Here is an 18452-nt window from a genome sequence, read left to right as displayed (position 1 = left end):
GAAATCGTCCCCTTTTTGTTTTCTTTTTCACCGTATTTCGTGTTTTTGCCGCATTAGTGAGCGGTTGAAAAGTTTTTTGAAATTAGGGGTTGCAGGCTGTCAGGAACTCCCTATAATGCGCCTCCACTGACCGGGAACAACGAAATACACTTCGCCGGGTCAGGAAGAGAAATGATTGAGTTTGACTTCGAAAGAAACCAAATAAACTCTTGACTCTGTAGCGGGAAAGCGTATTATCTGCCTCCCGCGTTACCGTAAGATTCGCTGCAAGGCAAACGGGTAACGAACGCTCTTTAACAATTTATCAGACAATCTGTGTGGGCACTCGCAAGACGATATCGAAGCCTGTTTCGGCAGGCAGAAGAAATATCAAAGTCTTGAAGAGTGACCAAAGCAGTACACATTTGAACTTCGGTTCGAATGCATATTTGCAGAAAGTAATCTTTGAGCATCGCTATGTTAACTCATAGCAAATCAAACAAATCTTAAATTGAAGAGTTTGATCATGGCTCAGATTGAACGCTGGCGGCAGGCCTAACACATGCAAGTCGAGCGGCAGCGGGAAGTAGTTTACTACTTTGCCGGCGAGCGGCGGACGGGTGAGTAATGTCTGGGAAACTGCCTGATGGAGGGGGATAACTACTGGAAACGGTAGCTAATACCGCATAACGTCTACGGACCAAAGTGGGGGACCTTCGGGCCTCACGCCATCGGATGTGCCCAGATGGGATTAGCTAGTAGGTGGGGTAATGGCTCACCTAGGCGACGATCCCTAGCTGGTCTGAGAGGATGACCAGCCACACTGGAACTGAGACACGGTCCAGACTCCTACGGGAGGCAGCAGTGGGGAATATTGCACAATGGGCGCAAGCCTGATGCAGCCATGCCGCGTGTGTGAAGAAGGCCTTCGGGTTGTAAAGCACTTTCAGCGAGGAGGAAGGCATAAAGGTTAATAACCTTTGTGATTGACGTTACTCGCAGAAGAAGCACCGGCTAACTCCGTGCCAGCAGCCGCGGTAATACGGAGGGTGCAAGCGTTAATCGGAATTACTGGGCGTAAAGCGCACGCAGGCGGTTTGTTAAGTCAGATGTGAAATCCCCGCGCTTAACGTGGGAACTGCATTTGAAACTGGCAAGCTAGAGTCTTGTAGAGGGGGGTAGAATTCCAGGTGTAGCGGTGAAATGCGTAGAGATCTGGAGGAATACCGGTGGCGAAGGCGGCCCCCTGGACAAAGACTGACGCTCAGGTGCGAAAGCGTGGGGAGCAAACAGGATTAGATACCCTGGTAGTCCACGCTGTAAACGATGTCGACTTGGAGGTTGTGCCCTTGAGGCGTGGCTTCCGGAGCTAACGCGTTAAGTCGACCGCCTGGGGAGTACGGCCGCAAGGTTAAAACTCAAATGAATTGACGGGGGCCCGCACAAGCGGTGGAGCATGTGGTTTAATTCGATGCAACGCGAAGAACCTTACCTACTCTTGACATCCACAGAATTTAGCAGAGATGCTTTAGTGCCTTCGGGAACTGTGAGACAGGTGCTGCATGGCTGTCGTCAGCTCGTGTTGTGAAATGTTGGGTTAAGTCCCGCAACGAGCGCAACCCTTATCCTTTGTTGCCAGCACGTTATGGTGGGAACTCAAAGGAGACTGCCGGTGATAAACCGGAGGAAGGTGGGGATGACGTCAAGTCATCATGGCCCTTACGAGTAGGGCTACACACGTGCTACAATGGCAGATACAAAGTGAAGCGAACTCGCGAGAGCAAGCGGACCACATAAAGTCTGTCGTAGTCCGGATTGGAGTCTGCAACTCGACTCCATGAAGTCGGAATCGCTAGTAATCGTAGATCAGAATGCTACGGTGAATACGTTCCCGGGCCTTGTACACACCGCCCGTCACACCATGGGAGTGGGTTGCAAAAGAAGTAGGTAGCTTAACCTTCGGGAGGGCGCTTACCACTTTGTGATTCATGACTGGGGTGAAGTCGTAACAAGGTAACCGTAGGGGAACCTGCGGTTGGATCACCTCCTTACCTAACGATACGCATTGCGCAGTGTCCACACAGATTGTCTGATAGAAAGTAACGAGCAAATAAGGCCGGACTGAGAAATTAGTCGGGCTTTAGTACCTTGTTGGGTCTGTAGCTCAGGTGGTTAGAGCGCACCCCTGATAAGGGTGAGGTCGGTGGTTCAAGTCCACTCAGACCCACCAACTCACCATTCCCTGTTGAGTTGCAGCAATAAGGTGATTTGCTTTTTATATGGGGCTATAGCTCAGCTGGGAGAGCGCCTGCCTTGCACGCAGGAGGTCAGCGGTTCGATCCCGCTTAGCTCCACCATATAAAAATTATTTCAAAACGTACTGCGGTCGCAAGACACAGTGTGTTGTGAAATATTGCTCTTTAACAATCTGGAACAAGCTGAAAATTGAAACAATACAGCTGAAACTTATCTCTCCGTAGAGGTACTGAGATAAGGATTAACCTGTATTAGAGTCTCTCAAATAATCACAACGCAAGTTGTCGTCAAGACACCTTCGGGTTGTGAGGTTAAGCGACTAAGCGTACACGGTGGATGCCTAGGCAGTCAGAGGCGATGAAGGGCGTGCTAATCTGCGATAAGCGTCGGTAAGGTGATATGAACCGTTACAACCGACGATACCCGAATGGGGAAACCCAGTGCAATTCGTTGCACTATTGCATGGTGAATACATAGCCATGCAAGGCGAACCGGGGGAACTGAAACATCTAAGTACCCCGAGGAAAAGAAATCAACCGAGATTCCCCCAGTAGCGGCGAGCGAACGGGGAGGAGCCCAGAGTCTGAATCAGTTTGTGTGTTAGTGGAAGCGTCTGGAAAGTCGCAGGGTACAGGGTGATACTCCCGTACACAAAAACACACTTGCTGTGAACTCGATGAGTAGGGCGGGACACGTGACATCCTGTCTGAATATGGGGGGACCATCCTCCAAGGCTAAATACTCCTGACTGACCGATAGTGAACCAGTACCGTGAGGGAAAGGCGAAAAGAACCCCGGCGAGGGGAGTGAAATAGAACCTGAAACCGTGTACGTACAAGCAGTGGGAGCACCTTCGTGGTGTGACTGCGTACCTTTTGTATAATGGGTCAGCGACTTATATTTTGTAGCAAGGTTAACCGAATAGGGGAGCCGTAGGGAAACCGAGTCTTAACTGGGCGTCTAGTTGCAAGGTATAGACCCGAAACCCGGTGATCTAGCCATGGGCAGGTTGAAGGTTGGGTAACACTAACTGGAGGACCGAACCGACTAATGTTGAAAAATTAGCGGATGACTTGTGGCTGGGGGTGAAAGGCCAATCAAACCGGGAGATAGCTGGTTCTCCCCGAAAGCTATTTAGGTAGCGCCTCGTGAACTCATCTTCGGGGGTAGAGCACTGTTTCGGCTAGGGGGCCACCCCGGCTTACCAAACCGATGCAAACTCCGAATACCGAAGAATGTTATCACGGGAGACACACGGCGGGTGCTAACGTCCGTCGTGAAGAGGGAAACAACCCAGACCGCCAGCTAAGGTCCCAAAGTCATGGTTAAGTGGGAAACGATGTGGGAAGGCATAGACAGCCAGGATGTTGGCTTAGAAGCAGCCATCATTTAAAGAAAGCGTAATAGCTCACTGGTCGAGTCGGCCTGCGCGGAAGATGTAACGGGGCTAAACCATGCACCGAAGCTGCGGCAGCGACACTTAGGTGTTGTTGGGTAGGGGAGCGTTCTGTAAGCCGTTGAAGGTGACCTGTGAGGGTTGCTGGAGGTATCAGAAGTGCGAATGCTGACATAAGTAACGATAATGCGGGTGAAAAACCCGCACGCCGGAAGACCAAGGGTTCCTGTCCAACGTTAATCGGGGCAGGGTGAGTCGACCCCTAAGGCGAGGCTGAAAAGCGTAGTCGATGGGAAACAGGTTAATATTCCTGTACTTGGTGTTACTGCGAAGGGGGGACGGAGAAGGCTAGGCTAGCCGGGCGACGGTTGTCCCGGTTTAAGCATGTAGGCGGAGTGACTTGGTAAATCCGGTTACTTATCAACGCTGAGGTGTGATGACGAGCCACTACGGTGGTGAAGTAGTTGATGCCAAGCTTCCAGGAAAAGCCTCTAAGCATCAGGTAACATTAAATCGTACCCCAAACCGACACAGGTGGTCAGGTAGAGAATACTCAGGCGCTTGAGAGAACTCGGGTGAAGGAACTAGGCAAAATGGTGCCGTAACTTCGGGAGAAGGCACGCTGGCATTAGGTAAAGAGACTTGCTCTCGGCGCCGAAGCCAGTCGCAGATACCAGCTGGCTGCAACTGTTTAATAAAAACACAGCACTGTGCAAACACGAAAGTGGACGTATACGGTGTGACGCCTGCCCGGTGCTGGAAGGTTAATTGATGGGGTCAGCCGCAAGGCGAAGCTCTTGATCGAAGCCCCAGTAAACGGCGGCCGTAACTATAACGGTCCTAAGGTAGCGAAATTCCTTGTCGGGTAAGTTCCGACCTGCACGAATGGCGTAATGATGGCCAGGCTGTCTCCACCCGAGACTCAGTGAAATTGAACTCGCTGTGAAGATGCAGTGTACCCGCGGCAAGACGGAAAGACCCCGTGAACCTTTACTATAGCTTGACACTGAACATTGAGCCTTGATGTGTAGGATAGGTGGGAGGCAACGAAGTGTGGACGCCAGTCTGCATGGAGCCAACCTTGAAATACCACCCTTTAATGTTTGATGTTCTAACTCGGCCCCGTAATCCGGGGTGAGGACAGTGTCTGGTGGGTAGTTTGACTGGGGCGGTCTCCTCCCAAAGAGTAACGGAGGAGCACGAAGGTTAGCTAATCACGGTCGGACATCGTGAGGTTAGTGCAAAGGCATAAGCTAGCTTGACTGCGAGAGTGACGGCTCGAGCAGGTACGAAAGTAGGTCTTAGTGATCCGGTGGTTCTGAATGGAAGGGCCATCGCTCAACGGATAAAAGGTACTCCGGGGATAACAGGCTGATACCGCCCAAGAGTTCATATCGACGGCGGTGTTTGGCACCTCGATGTCGGCTCATCACATCCTGGGGCTGAAGTAGGTCCCAAGGGTATGGCTGTTCGCCATTTAAAGTGGTACGCGAGCTGGGTTTAGAACGTCGTGAGACAGTTCGGTCCCTATCTGCCGTGGGCGTTGGAAGATTGAGAGGGGCTGCTCCTAGTACGAGAGGACCGGAGTGGACGAATCACTGGTGTTCGGGTTGTCATGCCAATGGCATTGCCCGGTAGCTAAATTCGGAAGAGATAACCGCTGAAAGCATCTAAGCGGGAAACTTGCCTCGAGATGAGTCTTCCCTGGGGCTTTAAGCCCCCTGAAGGAACGTTAAAGACTATGACGTTGATAGGCTGGGTGTGTAAGTGCAGCGATGCATTGAGCTAACCAGTACTAATGATCCGTGAGGCTTAACCTTACAACACCAAAGGTGTTTTGGATTTGAGAGAGTGAGATTAATTTTCAGCGAAGTTCCGAGATTGGGTTGGCTGGCTGGGTAGAGATACCAAGCGGGTTAATTAAAACAGAATTTGCCTGGCGGCCATAGCGCGGTGGGACCACCTGAACCCATGCCGAACTCAGAAGTGAAACGCCGTAGCGCCGATGGTAGTGTGGGGTCTCCCCATGCGAGAGTAGGACACTGCCAGGCATCAAATCAAGCCAAGACCCCATGCCAAAAGCGTGGGGTTTTTGCTATGTGTGAATTATACAAAAAACGAGAGAAAGCGTTTTTTGTATAGAGTTTGGCGTGAATTTTTGTGCATGAAAAGCCAAATAAAAGAGAAGGCTACCCTGGCGGGTGGCCTTTTTTGTTTTATGGTTCTGACAGAGACGGCCCGAGCATGATATGTGACAAACAGGATAAAGTGTCAATTGACTGCCTGATAGAGGCTATAGCCAGTCACCGCGCCGGCTACATCCCAGGCAAAATCTTTCCAACTCCAGCCAGTACCACCTTGGCGACTATCATATAGCTCCTTACCTGCGCCGATACCTATCGAAAATAGCAGACCGAAATTACGGCTTTTTACATCAGACCAGTTCTGATGTTCACCATAGGCCGTACCCGCAGCAGCAAGTACGGCAGAGGCAAAGAAGTGTTGTGTTTTATCCTTCCCTGTCCAATTGTCATTGGCCATATGGGTACATGCAGAACTGGCAAAAAGTAGCGGGGCAAGAATTAAAGGACGAAGACAAGGTGAGTACCACATGCAGTCTCTCCCTAGGCCAGAGACAGAAAACCCGGTATAGTCCCGGGTTTTTTATTTAGATTTATAGAATGCGACTAATCAGTCGGTCGATACGAATTCTGCGTAAGCGGCGGATCAACTTACGTACCTTGACCGGATATTGCTGGATATTCTCGAGTTCAAGGTAGTGTGAAACAACTTTAGTATGAGTTCGAATGCATTCCAGCTCTTTTGCACGCTGCTCATGCATCTCATGCTTAGGATCGTGGATCAAAATAGCATTCTCCAGATCCAGACGCCATGCACGTGGGTTCAGGTTATTACCCGTAATCAATTGCCAACTATTATCTACCCACATTCCTTTCAGATGATAGGTATTGTCGCCATCTTTCCATAAACGAACAATCAGTTGGCCATTGTCCACAAAGCGCTGTAAGCGGCTGAGGAAGCGGCGCAAGTTGATTTCATATAAGTATGGCAATGCGCCTATAATTTTAAACGGTTGATCTTCGGGAATATAAAAATCGTTTGCAGTTTTGTCGCCAACAATAATCTCAACCTGTTTACCTTCTCGCAGCAGATAAATGATATTGCGAACTAACAATGCAGGCAGATTGAAGTAGGGCGTACAGATAGTGAGGCGTTCATCCGCAGAAGCCATTAAATGATGAATTGTCTTGTTGAGTTGGCTTTTCTTACCTAGCCCAACCAACGGGGTCACTGCTAATTCATCATTACCAGCCTGTGCTGGGAATTGATAACCGATATCTCGCAGTGACGAGCGAAACTGTCGGGTTTCATTTTTGATCTCGGGATTAGTCGGTCGATCGGTGCGATCGAGACGTTGAACAGCACCTGCGCTCAGAATCCGCTGTTTCACATAATCAACCATAATATTGGCCAATGATGGATTTGTGATTAATTGGTAGCGATCATAGCGATACTTATCATTTTGATAGAGATAGACGTCATTGATGCTGGCACCGCTGTAAATAACGGTGTCATCAATGACAAAACCTTTCAGATGCAATACGCCAAGGGCTTCGCGGGTATTCACCGGGACACCATAAACCGGAACGCAGACGTCCGGATGCTTCTCTGCCATCTCACAATACCAATCTGCATTAGTATTAACGGCGGCGGCCCCAATACGGCCACGTTGCGCACGATGCCAGTCGACTAATACACAAATTTCAAGCTCAGGATACCGCTGCTTAGCCTGATAGAGGGCACTCATCACATCACGGCCTGCATCATCCTGCTCAAGGTAAAGCGCCACCAGATAGATACGTTTGGTCGCTTGGCCTATTAATTCCAGCAGAGTTGAGCGGAAAACCTTGGGACAATAAAGCGTTTGGACATCATCAACTGGCTGGGGGAGTTTGGGCAGTTGTGCAAGGTGTTGTTGATGTTTGCTACGTTTGAATTTTGACAACATCACAGTGCGCTTCTTCTCTTGTTATTTGATGGCAGAACCGCCATATCCAAAAAAACACTAATCCATAGAGTCGGGCGATAATACCACTACTTTTCCGGATTGTGCGCAAGTTTTGCCAAGCGTAGACTGAATCACTTATCTATGTGGGCTATATCACAGTGATTCATGTGATTGAAATCAAAGTGCCAGCTCTAGATTAACGATCCCATCCTCCATCTGCACATCAATACTAAAACCCAGTTTTTTTGCTAACCCTATCATGCCACGGTTATTGGGCATAGTGACCGCCGTTAGGCGTGTTAAGCCGTGGCTGCGAGTGTACTGGATCATTTTCTCAAGCAACTCTCGTCCCAGCCCCAGCCCTTTTAGATCCGAACGCACTAATACTGCAAACTCTGCATCTATATTGTCAGGATCGGACAGCGCGCGGGTAACACCAATGATTTCCGGCCCTGCCACAGTTTGGCGCACAGCAACGAAGGCCATCTCACGATCATAGTCAATTTGGGTCATATTCGCCAAATCGTCGTGACTGAATTCGTTGATCTCGCTGAAGTAGCGATAATAGAGATCTTCTTTAGTCACTTGGTCGATAAATAATTTTAGCAGCGGTTCATCTTCCGGCAAGATGGGACGAAACAGGCAATCAGATCCGTCTTTTAGCACCACGGTTTGTTCTAACTCGTGTGGGTAGGGGCGAATGGCCAGCCGAGCTTGTGGGTCACCAGTAACGGGTGCCAACTGCATTGATACATCCAGCAACGTGAACTCATTCCCAGAAGCAAGCACGGGATGAATATCTAAACGTGAGATTTCAGGGCAATCAATAATCAGGTTAGAGACCTGCACCAGCAAGCGACTTAGCCCCGGAATGTCCAAAGGTTGCAGTGAACCACGGTTACGAATCTTTCCACCTTTTACCGCCTGAATTATCAGGTAGCGGGCTAATGCCATATTCAGTGGCGGTAATGCGACTGCCGCCTGTGTTTCATGGTGCCATTCAATACCGCCTTCCCCTAGCATAATCAGTGGGCCGAAGATGGCATCTTGCTCGACCGCAATCCGCAGCTCCTGTGCTCCGGCACGGTTTGCCATACTTTGTACCAGTAAACCGTCGATACGGGCTTGAGGATAAGTCCGTTTTACGCGATCGAGGATATCGTCTGCGGCTCGTTGCACTTCCATTGCGGTACGCAGGTATAGCATGACCCCCTGAACTTCTGATTTGTGCGCAATATCTGGCGAGCGGAGTTTGATGGCCACCGGGTATCCTAGCTGCCCGGCGATGTGTACCGCTTCTACACTATCACTGGCAATCCAGGTTGGTAGCATGCTCAGGCCATAGGCTTCAAGGATCGGCTGCACTTCATGGGTATCCAGTTGAGTTGTTCCTTCTGCCAGCGCCTGGCGAATTAACTGGTGTACATGCGCAGTATTGGCAGTGAGGCCGACAGGCAACGCCGGTGTTTCTTTCAACTGTTTTTGGTTACGGCGGTATTCCACCATGTGCATAAACGCGGTTATCGCGCCTTCTGGTGTGCGATAGGTTGGGATACCAGCTTCCGTGAATAAACGCCGGGCATCTTGTGATGAATATTCACCGCACCAGTTAGTTAGCAAAGTAATACGCTTGCCACGTGGGTGCTGACGGATGGCCGATATCAATAACTCAGCGGTTTTACTGCCTGGTGCCGCAGCACTCGGTGAGTGGATCAGCAGTAACGCGTCATAATCGGTGCTGTCCAATAAGGGTCTAAGCGCCGCTAAATAGCGTTCGGCGCTAGCATCATCTCGCAGGTCTATTGGGTTACGTATGGAAACAAAAGGCGGTAGCGCAGCACTCAGCGCGGATTGGGTGCTATCAGAGAGTGTTGCCAACTTACCGTTACGGCTAATTAACTCATCCAATGCCATCGCCGCCGGGGCTGCCCCATTACTCACAATCAGTAGCCGCTCACCGCGCAGTGGGTGCATATGACTCAGCGTTTCGACTGCTGAAAAGAGCTCGTGAGTATCCTGAACCCGTAACAGGCCAGCACGTTGAATAGCTGCATCATAGGCGGCGTCCAAACCTTGCTGACCGCTGAGTAACTGTTGCGCACGTTGGCTGCGGCCGCTTTTTACCACCAGAATCGGTTTATTACGTGAAGCACTGCGTGAAGCCGATAAGAAGCGACGCGCATCACTAATATGCTCGATATACAACATGATAGCGCTGGTTTTACCGTCTCGGGCAAGGAAGTCGAGTAAGTCATCGACATCAATATCCAGGCTATCGCCCAGCGCAATAAAATAAGAGAAGCCCACTTCCCGTTGCTGTGCCCAGTCCAAAATGGTGTTAGCTACTGCCGCTGACTGGGAGATAAACGCCAGTCGACCTTTTTTGATCGGGACTGGTGAGAAACTGGCATTTAATCCTTGCCACGGTGCCAGTAAACCTAAGCTGTTTGGGCCAAGCAGGCGCATGTGGTGACGCTGCGCACAGGCTTTTAGCTCAGAAAATTGTTCAGTTGCCGCCGACAGGATAATCACAGCCTTACAGCCACGGGTACCCAAATCGTCCAGCAGCGTTAGGTTACGGCGATCATGGGTACATAAAATGGCTAAGTCAGGCGTGATGGGTAGGCTGGCGATATTGGCGTAAGCCAATACACCGCAAACTGCTTTATGAGTAGGGGTGACGGGGAGGATTGGGCCATTGAACCCGCCATCCAGCAGATTACGCATCATCAGAAAACCCGCGCGCTCCGGTTTTTCAGAGGCGCCAATAACGGCAATAGACTTCGGGCGTAGTAGTGCTTCTAATCCACGTTGGCTCATATTATCCCCGCCATCTTTCAAGTTGCATAAGTTACAGGCCGCTTTACTGATTTTATGCGATATCTTCGATACTTGCTGTGACTCGGCCCACTGGATGATGAGGTTTTCCGGCTAAATATTGCTGACGGAAATAATGGAAATGCGCGGTTAATCCATCCGCTGCCTGAATATCACCGGCTTGTTGCAGCAGGGCTGCGGCAACCTCGACAGTGCAATGTTGTTCCGGACGTTGTGCTTCACGCAGTAGATAATCCGAGGTGTTACTGACATTCAGCGACAACATGGGGAGTTCGGAAAGATACGGGCTTCTGCGGAACATTTTTTTAGCTTCAGTCCAAGTACCATCCAGTAAAATAAATAACGGTGGTTTATCGCTATTAGGTAATTGATTGAGTACCTGCCGGTCAGGGTCGGCATATTTTTCCGGAAAGACCACATAAGGCTGACGAGAAGGGTCGCGTATTGCGGCTAAAAGCTCAGGATCAACTTCTGTTCGCGCCCAGAGGAAGGCTTGAGTGTTTGGCAGAATATCAGCAATTAGGCGGCCGGTATTACTGGGTTTAAGGGGCTCAGTATCAAACATGATCAGGCAAAAGCGGCTGCTGGCTGTTTGTGGTTTGATGGTGTCACACAAACAAAAGCGCTCAGTCAGCAGGCAGCCTTGGCAGCGAATAGCGCGGCAGCCACGAGCGCGATACGGGCGGGTAGATGCGGATAACCGCTGCTGGCGTAACCGCAGTACTGCATTTCCCGTCGTTATGACCGTAGATAAAGCCTGGTCGGTAGTAGATGATTCAGTCACAACGGACTCCTGAAGAAATAGCGCTATTCTAATCAACCCTGGTGCTCAGTCATACCATAAAAGAAAAAACAACGCCCCAACAGAAAACTGTCAGGGCGTGGGCTTTATCGGGCAGTCGAACTGCCCCGAATGGTGATAAATGAGTTAAACTAGCTTAGCGGGCAACGGGTTCCACTGATAATTGTTCATTTAGCCAATTATCAAAAGCGGCCTTTGGCAATGCGCCGCTTAACATATCGACCATTTTGCCGTTTTGATACAGCATAATGGTGGGAATGCTGCGGATACGGAAACGCGTGCTGAGTGCCTGTTCTGCTTCAGTATTGATTTTAACAAAGCGAACTTTTCCGGCGCGCTCTTTGGCAACCTCTGCAAAAATGGGCGCGAAGCTGCGGCAAGGGCCACACCAAGGAGCCCAGAAGTCGATGACGACCGGCAAGTCATCTTGCAGCAGTTTATCCAGTGTTTCGGCGGTGGCGTTAATGACGCTGCCATCAAATAAAGAGTGGCCACAGCGCCCACATTTAGCGCCGTCATCAATACGTGCTTCAGGTAGGCGATTCGTCGCCATACAAGCTGTACATACCGTATTCATAAATTAGCCTTTATTTTGTATCTGAGTAGATAAAGAGAAACCAGACAGTCAATATGAGCTGAATTGTTTCGTTGTTGTTATCTATTATGGATATAAATGAAGTCATTGCCAAAATGGTTTATTCGATGAATACGATAGTTGCTAGCTTTTAGCGCTTGCTTATGGCTAACCGAGCAGACATCAGGTAATCTTCGCGCCCTGCGCGTTGGTGGAGAAGACAATGAACGATTCATTTAGTGGCAAAAACGGCAAAGTTAAAGTGATGTACGTCCGCAGTGACGAAAACAGCAGCGACGACCGTAACAGCAATAACCGGGGTAAAAACCCGCGTCCGGCAGGCAAAGGTCGTCCGGGTGATAATGCAGGTCGGGGCAGTTCACCGCGTAATAATGACTCACGTCGTAACGATTCCGGCCGTAATGAACGCGTGAGTCCTAGCCGTCCGGCGCGTTCTGATAATAATGGCCCTTACGATTCACCGTGGAAAACCGTGTCTCGTGCGCCATCAGAAGAACCAGAGTTTGATCACGGCGGTATCAGTGGTAAAAGCCATGTAGATCCGGCACAACTGCGTCGTCAACGGGCTGAAGAAACACGCGTTTATGGCGAAAATGCCTGTAAAGCGCTGTTTGAAAGCCGCCCTGATGCTATCGTGCGCGCCTGGTTTGTGCAGTCAGTTACCCCACGTTTTCGCGAAGCGCTGAAATGGATGGCGGCTAACCGCAAGGCTTATCATGTGGTTGAAGAAGATGAGCTGGCAAAAGCGTCTGGCACTGAACACCACGGTGGCGTGTGTTTCCTTATTAAGAAACGTCAGGGTTTGGATGCAGAAACTTATCTGCAACAGCAAACTCAGGCGAAAGATTGTGTACTGGCACTGGAAGATGTGGGTAACCCCCATAATCTGGGTGGCATTATGCGTACCTGTGCGCACTTTGGTATTAACGGCGTGTTGCTGCAAGACCCAGCGATGCTGGAGTCTGGTGCGGCAGTTCGTACCGCAGAAGGCGGTGCGGAGCATATCAAAGCAATCAATGCTGATGATTTCCTTTCTGTGTTGGATACCTTTCGTAAAGCTGGCTACACCATCGTGACCACCTCAAGCCATAAAGGTGTTAGTCTGGCAAAAGCTGAACTGCCAGCTAAAATGGTGCTGGTTTTAGGGCAAGAAAGTGATGGCCTAACCGACAGCGCCTGGCAGCAGGGTGATGTGAGTGTGTCTATCGGTGGTACTGGCAAAGTCGAAAGTTTGAATGTGTCTGTCGCGACGGGTATTTTGCTGTCGGAGTGGTGGCGTCAAAATCAGGCTTAATTCATTCGTCGTTGCAATAGCTAAAATATAAAGTAACAAGTTGATAAGTGGGGAAATGTGCCGAATGAGTCGTAACGGCATAAGCCGTCGGAGCGCCCATCGGTGCAGTCGCCCCCGCTAATCTCCGAACTATAAAATAGCTTTGTCGATAACCTTAAAGGGCGCTGATGATAAGTCAGCGCCCTTTTTGTTGCTCAGCATTGCCTGTTAGTGCGCACCGCCACCGCCTCCACCGGAGGTAAATGGCGGTTTGGCAAACCACACCAGAGCCAGTAGCAGTAGGAACACCCCAGCCGAGAGCCAGAAGATCTCATTGGCAGAGATAATCAGCCCCTGATTGGTAATTTCTCGCGCCAGATAAGCCGACGCTTGCTGCTGGTTCATCCCCAGCTTTTCTAAATCCTGATACATCTGTGTGGCATTCGGGTTAAACGGATTAACAAACTCCGTCAACTGCGAATGGTGCATCGACTCTCTTTGCGTCCACAAAGTGGTGGTGATTGAGGTACCAATCGACCCGGCCAATGTTCGCAGGAAGTTAGACAAACTGGATGCTGCCGCCATACGCTCCGGCGGTAAGCCGGACAAAGTAATCGCTGTCAGTGGCATAAAGAAGCAGGCAATAGCAAAACCTTGCACAAACTGCGGCCACGCCGAGGCACCAAAGTCCATTCCCGGTTCGAATGTATATGCTCGCCAGTAGAAACAAACTGCATACATAATGAAGCTGAATGTGACTAACTGCCGCATATCAATGCGATGCGAGAAACGCCCAATGATAGGTGACAGCAAGACAGGCAAGATACCCACAGGCGCCGATGCCAGACCGGCCCAGGTGGCGGTATAACCATATACCTCCTGTAGTAGCTGCGGCAGCAAGACAATTGCGCCAAAGTACAGCATATAGGCCAAGCTGATACACAAACAACCAATAGTAAAGTTTCTCGATTTGAATAATGACAAATCAATTACCGGATGGTCGTCGGTTAGCTCCCACACTATCAGGAAGGTAATGGCAATCACGGCAATGACCGTCAGGACGATTATCTCGGTTGAGTTAAACCAGTCCAGCTCCTTACCTTGGTCGAGCATGATTTGTAAGGCACCGATACCCACCACCAATAATACCAATCCCACGGTATCAATAGGTTTGATTTCTGTTTTGGTTTCTCGCCCTTTCAGCGTACTGCCGGCCACCAAAATGACGACCAGTCCAATCGGGATATTGATAAAGAAGATCCAGCCCCAGTGATAGTTGTCACTGATATAACCGCCGAGGATCGGCCCAAAGATTGGGGCGACAACAATAGTCATCGACCACAATGCCAGGGCCATACTTCGCTTCGCGGGCGGGTAGTTATTCAGGAGTAAGCTTTGTGACAATGGGATCAATGGGCCTGCGACCAGCCCTTGAATGACCCGGAAGAAGATAAGCATTCCCAGGCTGTTTGACACGCCACACAGCCATGAAGCCAGTGCAAATAACCCTGTTGACCACAGGAACAATCTGACTTCACCGATGCGTTTTGCCAGCCAACCAGTGATCGGGATTGAAATCGCATTTGCCACACCGAATGAGGTAATAACCCATGTGCCTTGGGAGTTGGACGAGCCAAGATCTCCGGCAATTGTCGGAATAGCCACGTTTGCAATGGTGGAATCCAGCACCTGCATGAAAGTCGCTAGTGATAATGCGACTGTCATCCAGGCTAGTTGGGCACCCTCAAGCGGTTTTTGTGCCACAGAGGCCTCCGGCGCGCTTAATTTGCATTTGCATCAACATTAACCCGCATTCGCATGAACAATATCGCTAATCATTTGATTAACTGGCGCTAAATCCAATGACAACGCATTGGTGACAAATGCCGGTTCTTTACGTACGTTTTGCGCTAATACCTGTCCGTCGGTATCGGCGGTGTCCACCCTAACGGTGGTTGATAAACCAATACGTAGCGGATGTTCAGCCAGCTGTTTGGCATCCAGTTCAATACGAACCGGCAAACGCTGAACCACTTTGATCCAGTTACCGGTTGCGTTTTGCGCGGGTAGCAGTGAGAAAGCGCTGCCTGTTCCCATATCCAGACCGACAACTTTCCCTTGGAAGACGACATCATCACCGTAGAAATCAGTGACTACTGTGGCGGGTTGACCAATACGCATATTGGCTAATTGTGTTTCTTTAAAGTTAGCGTCAATCCACATTTCATTAGCCGGAATGACCGCCATCAATGGCGCACCATTGGCAATTTCAGCGCCCAATTGCACGCTTCGACGCGAAACAAAACCGGTGATTGGGCTGACAACTTTGGTACGTTGCAGGGCGAGCCAGGCATCACGCAGTTTGGCCGCCGCTTGTTCGACCGCTGGTTGTTTTTCCAGTGGCGTATTCAGAACCAGCGCCTGATTGGCGTTATATTGTGCAATCGCCACATCCAATGAAGCTTGCGCTGCATCGGCGGCATCACGGGCGTGTTGCAGTTCTTCACGACCAATTGCATCAACAGAACCCAGTACCACACGGCGTTTCAGGTCATTTTGTGCTTTGCTCAGTTCAGTTTTCTTCAGCGCAATATTGGCCTGATACTGTTTGCTGTTAATGATGAGCTGGTGGGTTTGCCGCACAGTATTTGCCAGTGCAGTTTTCGCTTGCTCGTAAGCTTGCTCGGCATCTGTTGGGTCAAGTGTTAACAACACATCGCCACTTTTGACCAGATCAGTATTTTCAAAATTAACACTGACCACACTGCCGGGAACCTGTGACATTATCTGTACCTGATTGCCCGAAACATAGGCATTATCAGTCTCTTGGTGATGACGTAGCACCAGGAACCAATAAATAAGGTAAGCCACCCCAATAATAATAAAAATACCCGTCAGTATTAGCAGCACGCGTTTACGTTGCTTCTTTTTATTCTGCGGTTGTTGCGGTACTTGAGCTTCCGCGTTTGTACTCATGCTGTTCTCCACGCTCTATACCCGTCATACTTCAAGCTGCATGTGTGTTGGCTACGTTCAATCACCCGAATCACTTACAACACAGTAAGTTTATCGGGACTCCCTCACTTGCCGTCTTCCTGCAACTCGAACTATCTAGGATATATATTGTTTTATATTATTTTATTTTGTGAACCATCACTGACGGGGGCCTGATAGCCACCACCGAGTGAACGGATCAAACCAATCTTGGCCTGCAATAAGTTGTTGCTGGCATTGAGTTGTGATTGCTGCTGTTGCAGGTATTGCGACTGGCTAATCAACAGTTCATCGCGTCCGATAATCCCTGCCGTATATCGAGCGTCGGCGACGTTATAAACCTTTTGCATAGATTGCGATGCGGATATAGCTTGCTGTAGCTGGAGTTGACTGCTTTGTTGGATGGTGATGGCATCCGCAGTTTCCCGTACAGCATTGAGGATGGTTTGGTTATAGGATTCAACCGCTTCATCATAAAGGGCTGATTCTTCGCCTAACTTACTGCGCAACGCGCCTGCGTGGAAAATGGGCAGTGAGATGGCGGGTGCAACGTTCCATGCCTGACTGGCTGCTTCCAACAGATTAGGGTTGGTGCCCTGGAAGTTAGTGGTAGAAAGCCCAGCAAATCCGGTAATGGATAAGCTGGGATAAAACTCTTTACGTGCTGCTTTAACTCGTTGGTCATAAGATTCAACCAGTTGGCGCTGAGCAGTAATATCCGGTCGTTTACCTAATAAATCCGTGGTCAGCTCGCCTTTAGGGGCCAGGCGGGTGATATCGGGTAATGGTACTTGGCGCAAATTTTGTGTAGCACTTGGGCCTTGCCCTGTCAGCGCTGCCAACTGATGTTTCAGTTGTTCGCCTTGAGATTGCAGTTGAATGATTTGTTGTTTGGCCGTATCCGCCTGAGCTTTTGTTTGCTGAGGAATTTCAACGCCATAGATGCCTGCTTGATATTGCTTCGTGCGCAGTTCAGCCAGACGATCATTATTATCGACTTCCTGCTGCAATACATTTTGCAGGGCAAAATTACTCTGTAATTGGTAATAAACTGATGCCACTGAGCTGGTTAGTGTCAGCGCGGCCTGCTGCTGTTCTGCGCGGGCAGCATTAACCTGTGCATTGGCGGCATTGACCCGATTGCGGTATTTACCCCACCAATCAAATTCATAGCTAAGATTCAGGCCGAGCGTATTGGAAGTCTCATACAAGGGCTTGTCGGGATAAGATTGCAAGAACGGTTGTAGTGTATTTTGCGAGACCTTTTCCCGTTTACTGCTACCGTTGAGATCCAGGTTGGGGCCATTCGCTGCATCGGCCTGACCCATTACGCTTTGCGCTTCACGCACCCGCGCTGCCGCTTGTTTAAGCGAAGGCGAGGTTTGTAAGCTTTGAGTCATCAAAGCATCAAGTTGAGGATCTTCCAGTACCCGCCACCACTGAGGACTGAGTGCCAACGAGCTGACTTTAGGTTGTGCCAATTGCAGTTGTTGGTTATCCAGCATGTGAGACTGAGGAGCAATATTATCGCTTGAGGCGCAGCCCGCCAGTATGAGCACGACAAGCAGGGGCGCGAGTCTCCAGCTATGTGGGGATGACATAGTGATTTACCTGGATAAAAGTTATGTATCTGGATAGAACCGGTGGAATTACTGTTCCGGTGTTTCCATTTGGTCCAAACGCGTCAGTAACTTGCGCGTCAGCGCTTCAAGTTGTTGCTGCTCGTCGGCGTCCAGAGTTGACCAAAGAAAATGCAGACACTTATGTTGTGGGGGAAGTAGTTGATTTAAAAACTCAACGCCCGCCTCGGTCAGATGTAAATGCAAACAACGTCGGTCATTATGGCTTTCACGGCGTTCAATCCAGCCTTTCTTTTCCAACTCGTCAGCAATACGGGTGGCATTGGTGCGTGAAGACCCCAGTGCGGCACTGAGTTCTGACGGCTGAATACTGTGGCTCTCTTGTGCTTCCAGCGTAATTAGTGCCATAAACAGGGTCTCGTTAATCCCTTGCGCTTTCAGCATCTTATTGCGATTTTCCAGCAATTTACTGTGCATATGCATACATAAGCGTGTCAGCAGAATTTCTTGGTAAGGGAAATCTTTCAGACGTTTGGCACGAGAGTTAAGCATCTGCTCGATGGGACTAAAGGAACTTTCCATTATAAGGAGCCTCATTAATTTCAAATGGTACAGTAACGGTAGTGACTAATAATGTAAACGGGTTAATAAGAGAAAAATTTAGCAATTCGTGTTATTCAGTCACTGCGTGTGAATAATTAGTATTATT

The 18452-nt window shown here is 49.6% G+C and carries 10 protein-coding genes, 2 tRNA genes and 3 rRNA genes; 6 read left to right on the top strand and 9 right to left on the bottom strand.

The genetic code is table 11. The features are described 5' to 3' along the window. Positions 1-487: 487 nt before the first annotated feature. The 5 genes from ACF3VQ_RS15985 (at position 488) to rrf (ending at position 5682) form a co-directional block, all read left to right on the top strand. Positions 488-2030, top strand: a 16S ribosomal RNA gene (locus tag ACF3VQ_RS15985). 102 nt (positions 2031-2132) lie between these two features. Continuing rightward, positions 2133-2209 (top strand) — tRNA-Ile (locus tag ACF3VQ_RS15980). Positions 2210-2260: 51 nt separating this feature from the next. Then, a tRNA-Ala gene (locus tag ACF3VQ_RS15975) sits at positions 2261-2336 on the top strand. A gap of 208 nt (positions 2337-2544) precedes the next feature. After that, positions 2545-5451: ribosomal RNA gene (locus ACF3VQ_RS15970) — 23S ribosomal RNA — on the top strand. 115 nt (positions 5452-5566) lie between these two features. Further along, positions 5567-5682: ribosomal RNA gene (gene rrf, locus ACF3VQ_RS15965) — 5S ribosomal RNA — on the top strand. The 16S, 23S and 5S rRNA genes sit together here with 2 tRNA genes alongside, the layout of an rRNA operon. A 220-nt stretch (positions 5683-5902) precedes the next feature. On the opposite strand, the gene ACF3VQ_RS15960 is transcribed toward rrf, so the two are convergent. The 5 genes from ACF3VQ_RS15960 to trxC all read right to left on the bottom strand — a co-directional run bounded on the left by ACF3VQ_RS15960 (position 5903) and on the right by trxC (position 11878). Further along, positions 5903-6244 carry a YfiM family lipoprotein gene (locus ACF3VQ_RS15960; RefSeq protein WP_392432124.1) on the bottom strand — a complete coding sequence of 114 codons (342 nt, stop codon included), beginning with the start codon at positions 6242-6244 and terminating at the stop codon, positions 5903-5905. Positions 6245-6305: 61 nt separating this feature from the next. Continuing rightward, on the bottom strand, positions 6306-7658 hold the full coding sequence (pssA, locus tag ACF3VQ_RS15955; protein ID WP_392435628.1) for a CDP-diacylglycerol--serine O-phosphatidyltransferase: 1353 nt from the start codon (positions 7656-7658) through the stop codon (positions 6306-6308). Positions 7659-7838: 180 nt separating this feature from the next. Next, entirely contained in the window at positions 7839-10481 is a 2643-nt protein-coding gene (locus tag ACF3VQ_RS15950) for a bifunctional acetate--CoA ligase family protein/GNAT family N-acetyltransferase (protein WP_392432123.1), read from the bottom strand. A gap of 52 nt (positions 10482-10533) precedes the next feature. Next, on the bottom strand, positions 10534-11283 hold the full coding sequence (locus tag ACF3VQ_RS15945; RefSeq protein WP_392432122.1) for a tRNA-uridine aminocarboxypropyltransferase: 750 nt from the start codon (positions 11281-11283) through the stop codon (positions 10534-10536). A gap of 154 nt (positions 11284-11437) precedes the next feature. Beyond that, the gene (gene trxC / locus ACF3VQ_RS15940) at positions 11438-11878 is read right to left on the bottom strand and encodes a thioredoxin TrxC (RefSeq protein WP_392432121.1); all 441 of its coding nucleotides are present in this window, start codon (positions 11876-11878) and stop codon (positions 11438-11440) included. Positions 11879-12098: 220 nt separating this feature from the next. Between trxC and ACF3VQ_RS15935 the strand changes: the two genes are divergently transcribed. Next, positions 12099-13190, top strand: coding sequence for a tRNA/rRNA methyltransferase (locus tag ACF3VQ_RS15935; protein WP_019081391.1), 1092 nt, complete (start codon positions 12099-12101; stop codon positions 13188-13190). A gap of 207 nt (positions 13191-13397) precedes the next feature. On the opposite strand, the gene emrB is transcribed toward ACF3VQ_RS15935, so the two are convergent. The 4 genes from emrB to mprA all read right to left on the bottom strand — a co-directional run bounded on the left by emrB (position 13398) and on the right by mprA (position 18325). Next, positions 13398-14894 carry a multidrug efflux MFS transporter permease subunit EmrB gene (gene emrB / locus ACF3VQ_RS15930; protein ID WP_392435626.1) on the bottom strand — a complete coding sequence of 499 codons (1497 nt, stop codon included), beginning with the start codon at positions 14892-14894 and terminating at the stop codon, positions 13398-13400. A gap of 78 nt (positions 14895-14972) precedes the next feature. After that, entirely contained in the window at positions 14973-16145 is a 1173-nt protein-coding gene (gene emrA, locus ACF3VQ_RS15925; RefSeq protein WP_392432120.1) for a multidrug efflux MFS transporter periplasmic adaptor subunit EmrA, read from the bottom strand. Positions 16146-16297: 152 nt separating this feature from the next. Then, entirely contained in the window at positions 16298-17764 is a 1467-nt protein-coding gene (locus ACF3VQ_RS15920; protein ID WP_392432119.1) for an efflux transporter outer membrane subunit, read from the bottom strand. 48 nt (positions 17765-17812) lie between these two features. After that, positions 17813-18325 carry a transcriptional repressor MprA gene (mprA, locus tag ACF3VQ_RS15915; RefSeq protein WP_392432118.1) on the bottom strand — a complete coding sequence of 171 codons (513 nt, stop codon included), beginning with the start codon at positions 18323-18325 and terminating at the stop codon, positions 17813-17815. Between the last annotated feature and the right edge of the window lie 127 nt (positions 18326-18452).

This window comes from Yersinia fenwicki, from assembly GCF_043099325.1.
Lineage (GTDB): Bacteria > Pseudomonadota > Gammaproteobacteria > Enterobacterales > Enterobacteriaceae > Yersinia.
Note: the sequence above shows the minus strand (reverse complement) of the source record. Positions and strands in the feature narration are given on the sequence as shown.

Excerpts from the sequence above, each read along its gene's own strand:
- mprA (WP_392432118.1), bottom strand. The coding sequence starts at position 18,325 with ATGGAAAGTTCCTTTAGTCCCATCGAGCAGATGCTTAACTCTCGTGCC.
- ACF3VQ_RS15950 (WP_392432123.1), bottom strand. The coding sequence starts at position 10,481 with ATGAGCCAACGTGGATTAGAAGCACTACTACGCCCGAAGTCTATTGCC.
- ACF3VQ_RS15920 (WP_392432119.1), bottom strand. The coding sequence starts at position 17,764 with ATGTCATCCCCACATAGCTGGAGACTCGCGCCCCTGCTTGTCGTGCTC.
- emrB (WP_392435626.1), bottom strand. The coding sequence starts at position 14,894 with ATGACAGTCGCATTATCACTAGCGACTTTCATGCAGGTGCTGGATTCC.
- emrA (WP_392432120.1), bottom strand. The coding sequence starts at position 16,145 with ATGAGTACAAACGCGGAAGCTCAAGTACCGCAACAACCGCAGAATAAA.
- trxC (WP_392432121.1), bottom strand. The coding sequence starts at position 11,878 with ATGAATACGGTATGTACAGCTTGTATGGCGACGAATCGCCTACCTGAA.
- ACF3VQ_RS15935 (WP_019081391.1), top strand. The coding sequence starts at position 12,099 with ATGAACGATTCATTTAGTGGCAAAAACGGCAAAGTTAAAGTGATGTAC.
- ACF3VQ_RS15960 (WP_392432124.1), bottom strand. The coding sequence starts at position 6,244 with ATGTGGTACTCACCTTGTCTTCGTCCTTTAATTCTTGCCCCGCTACTT.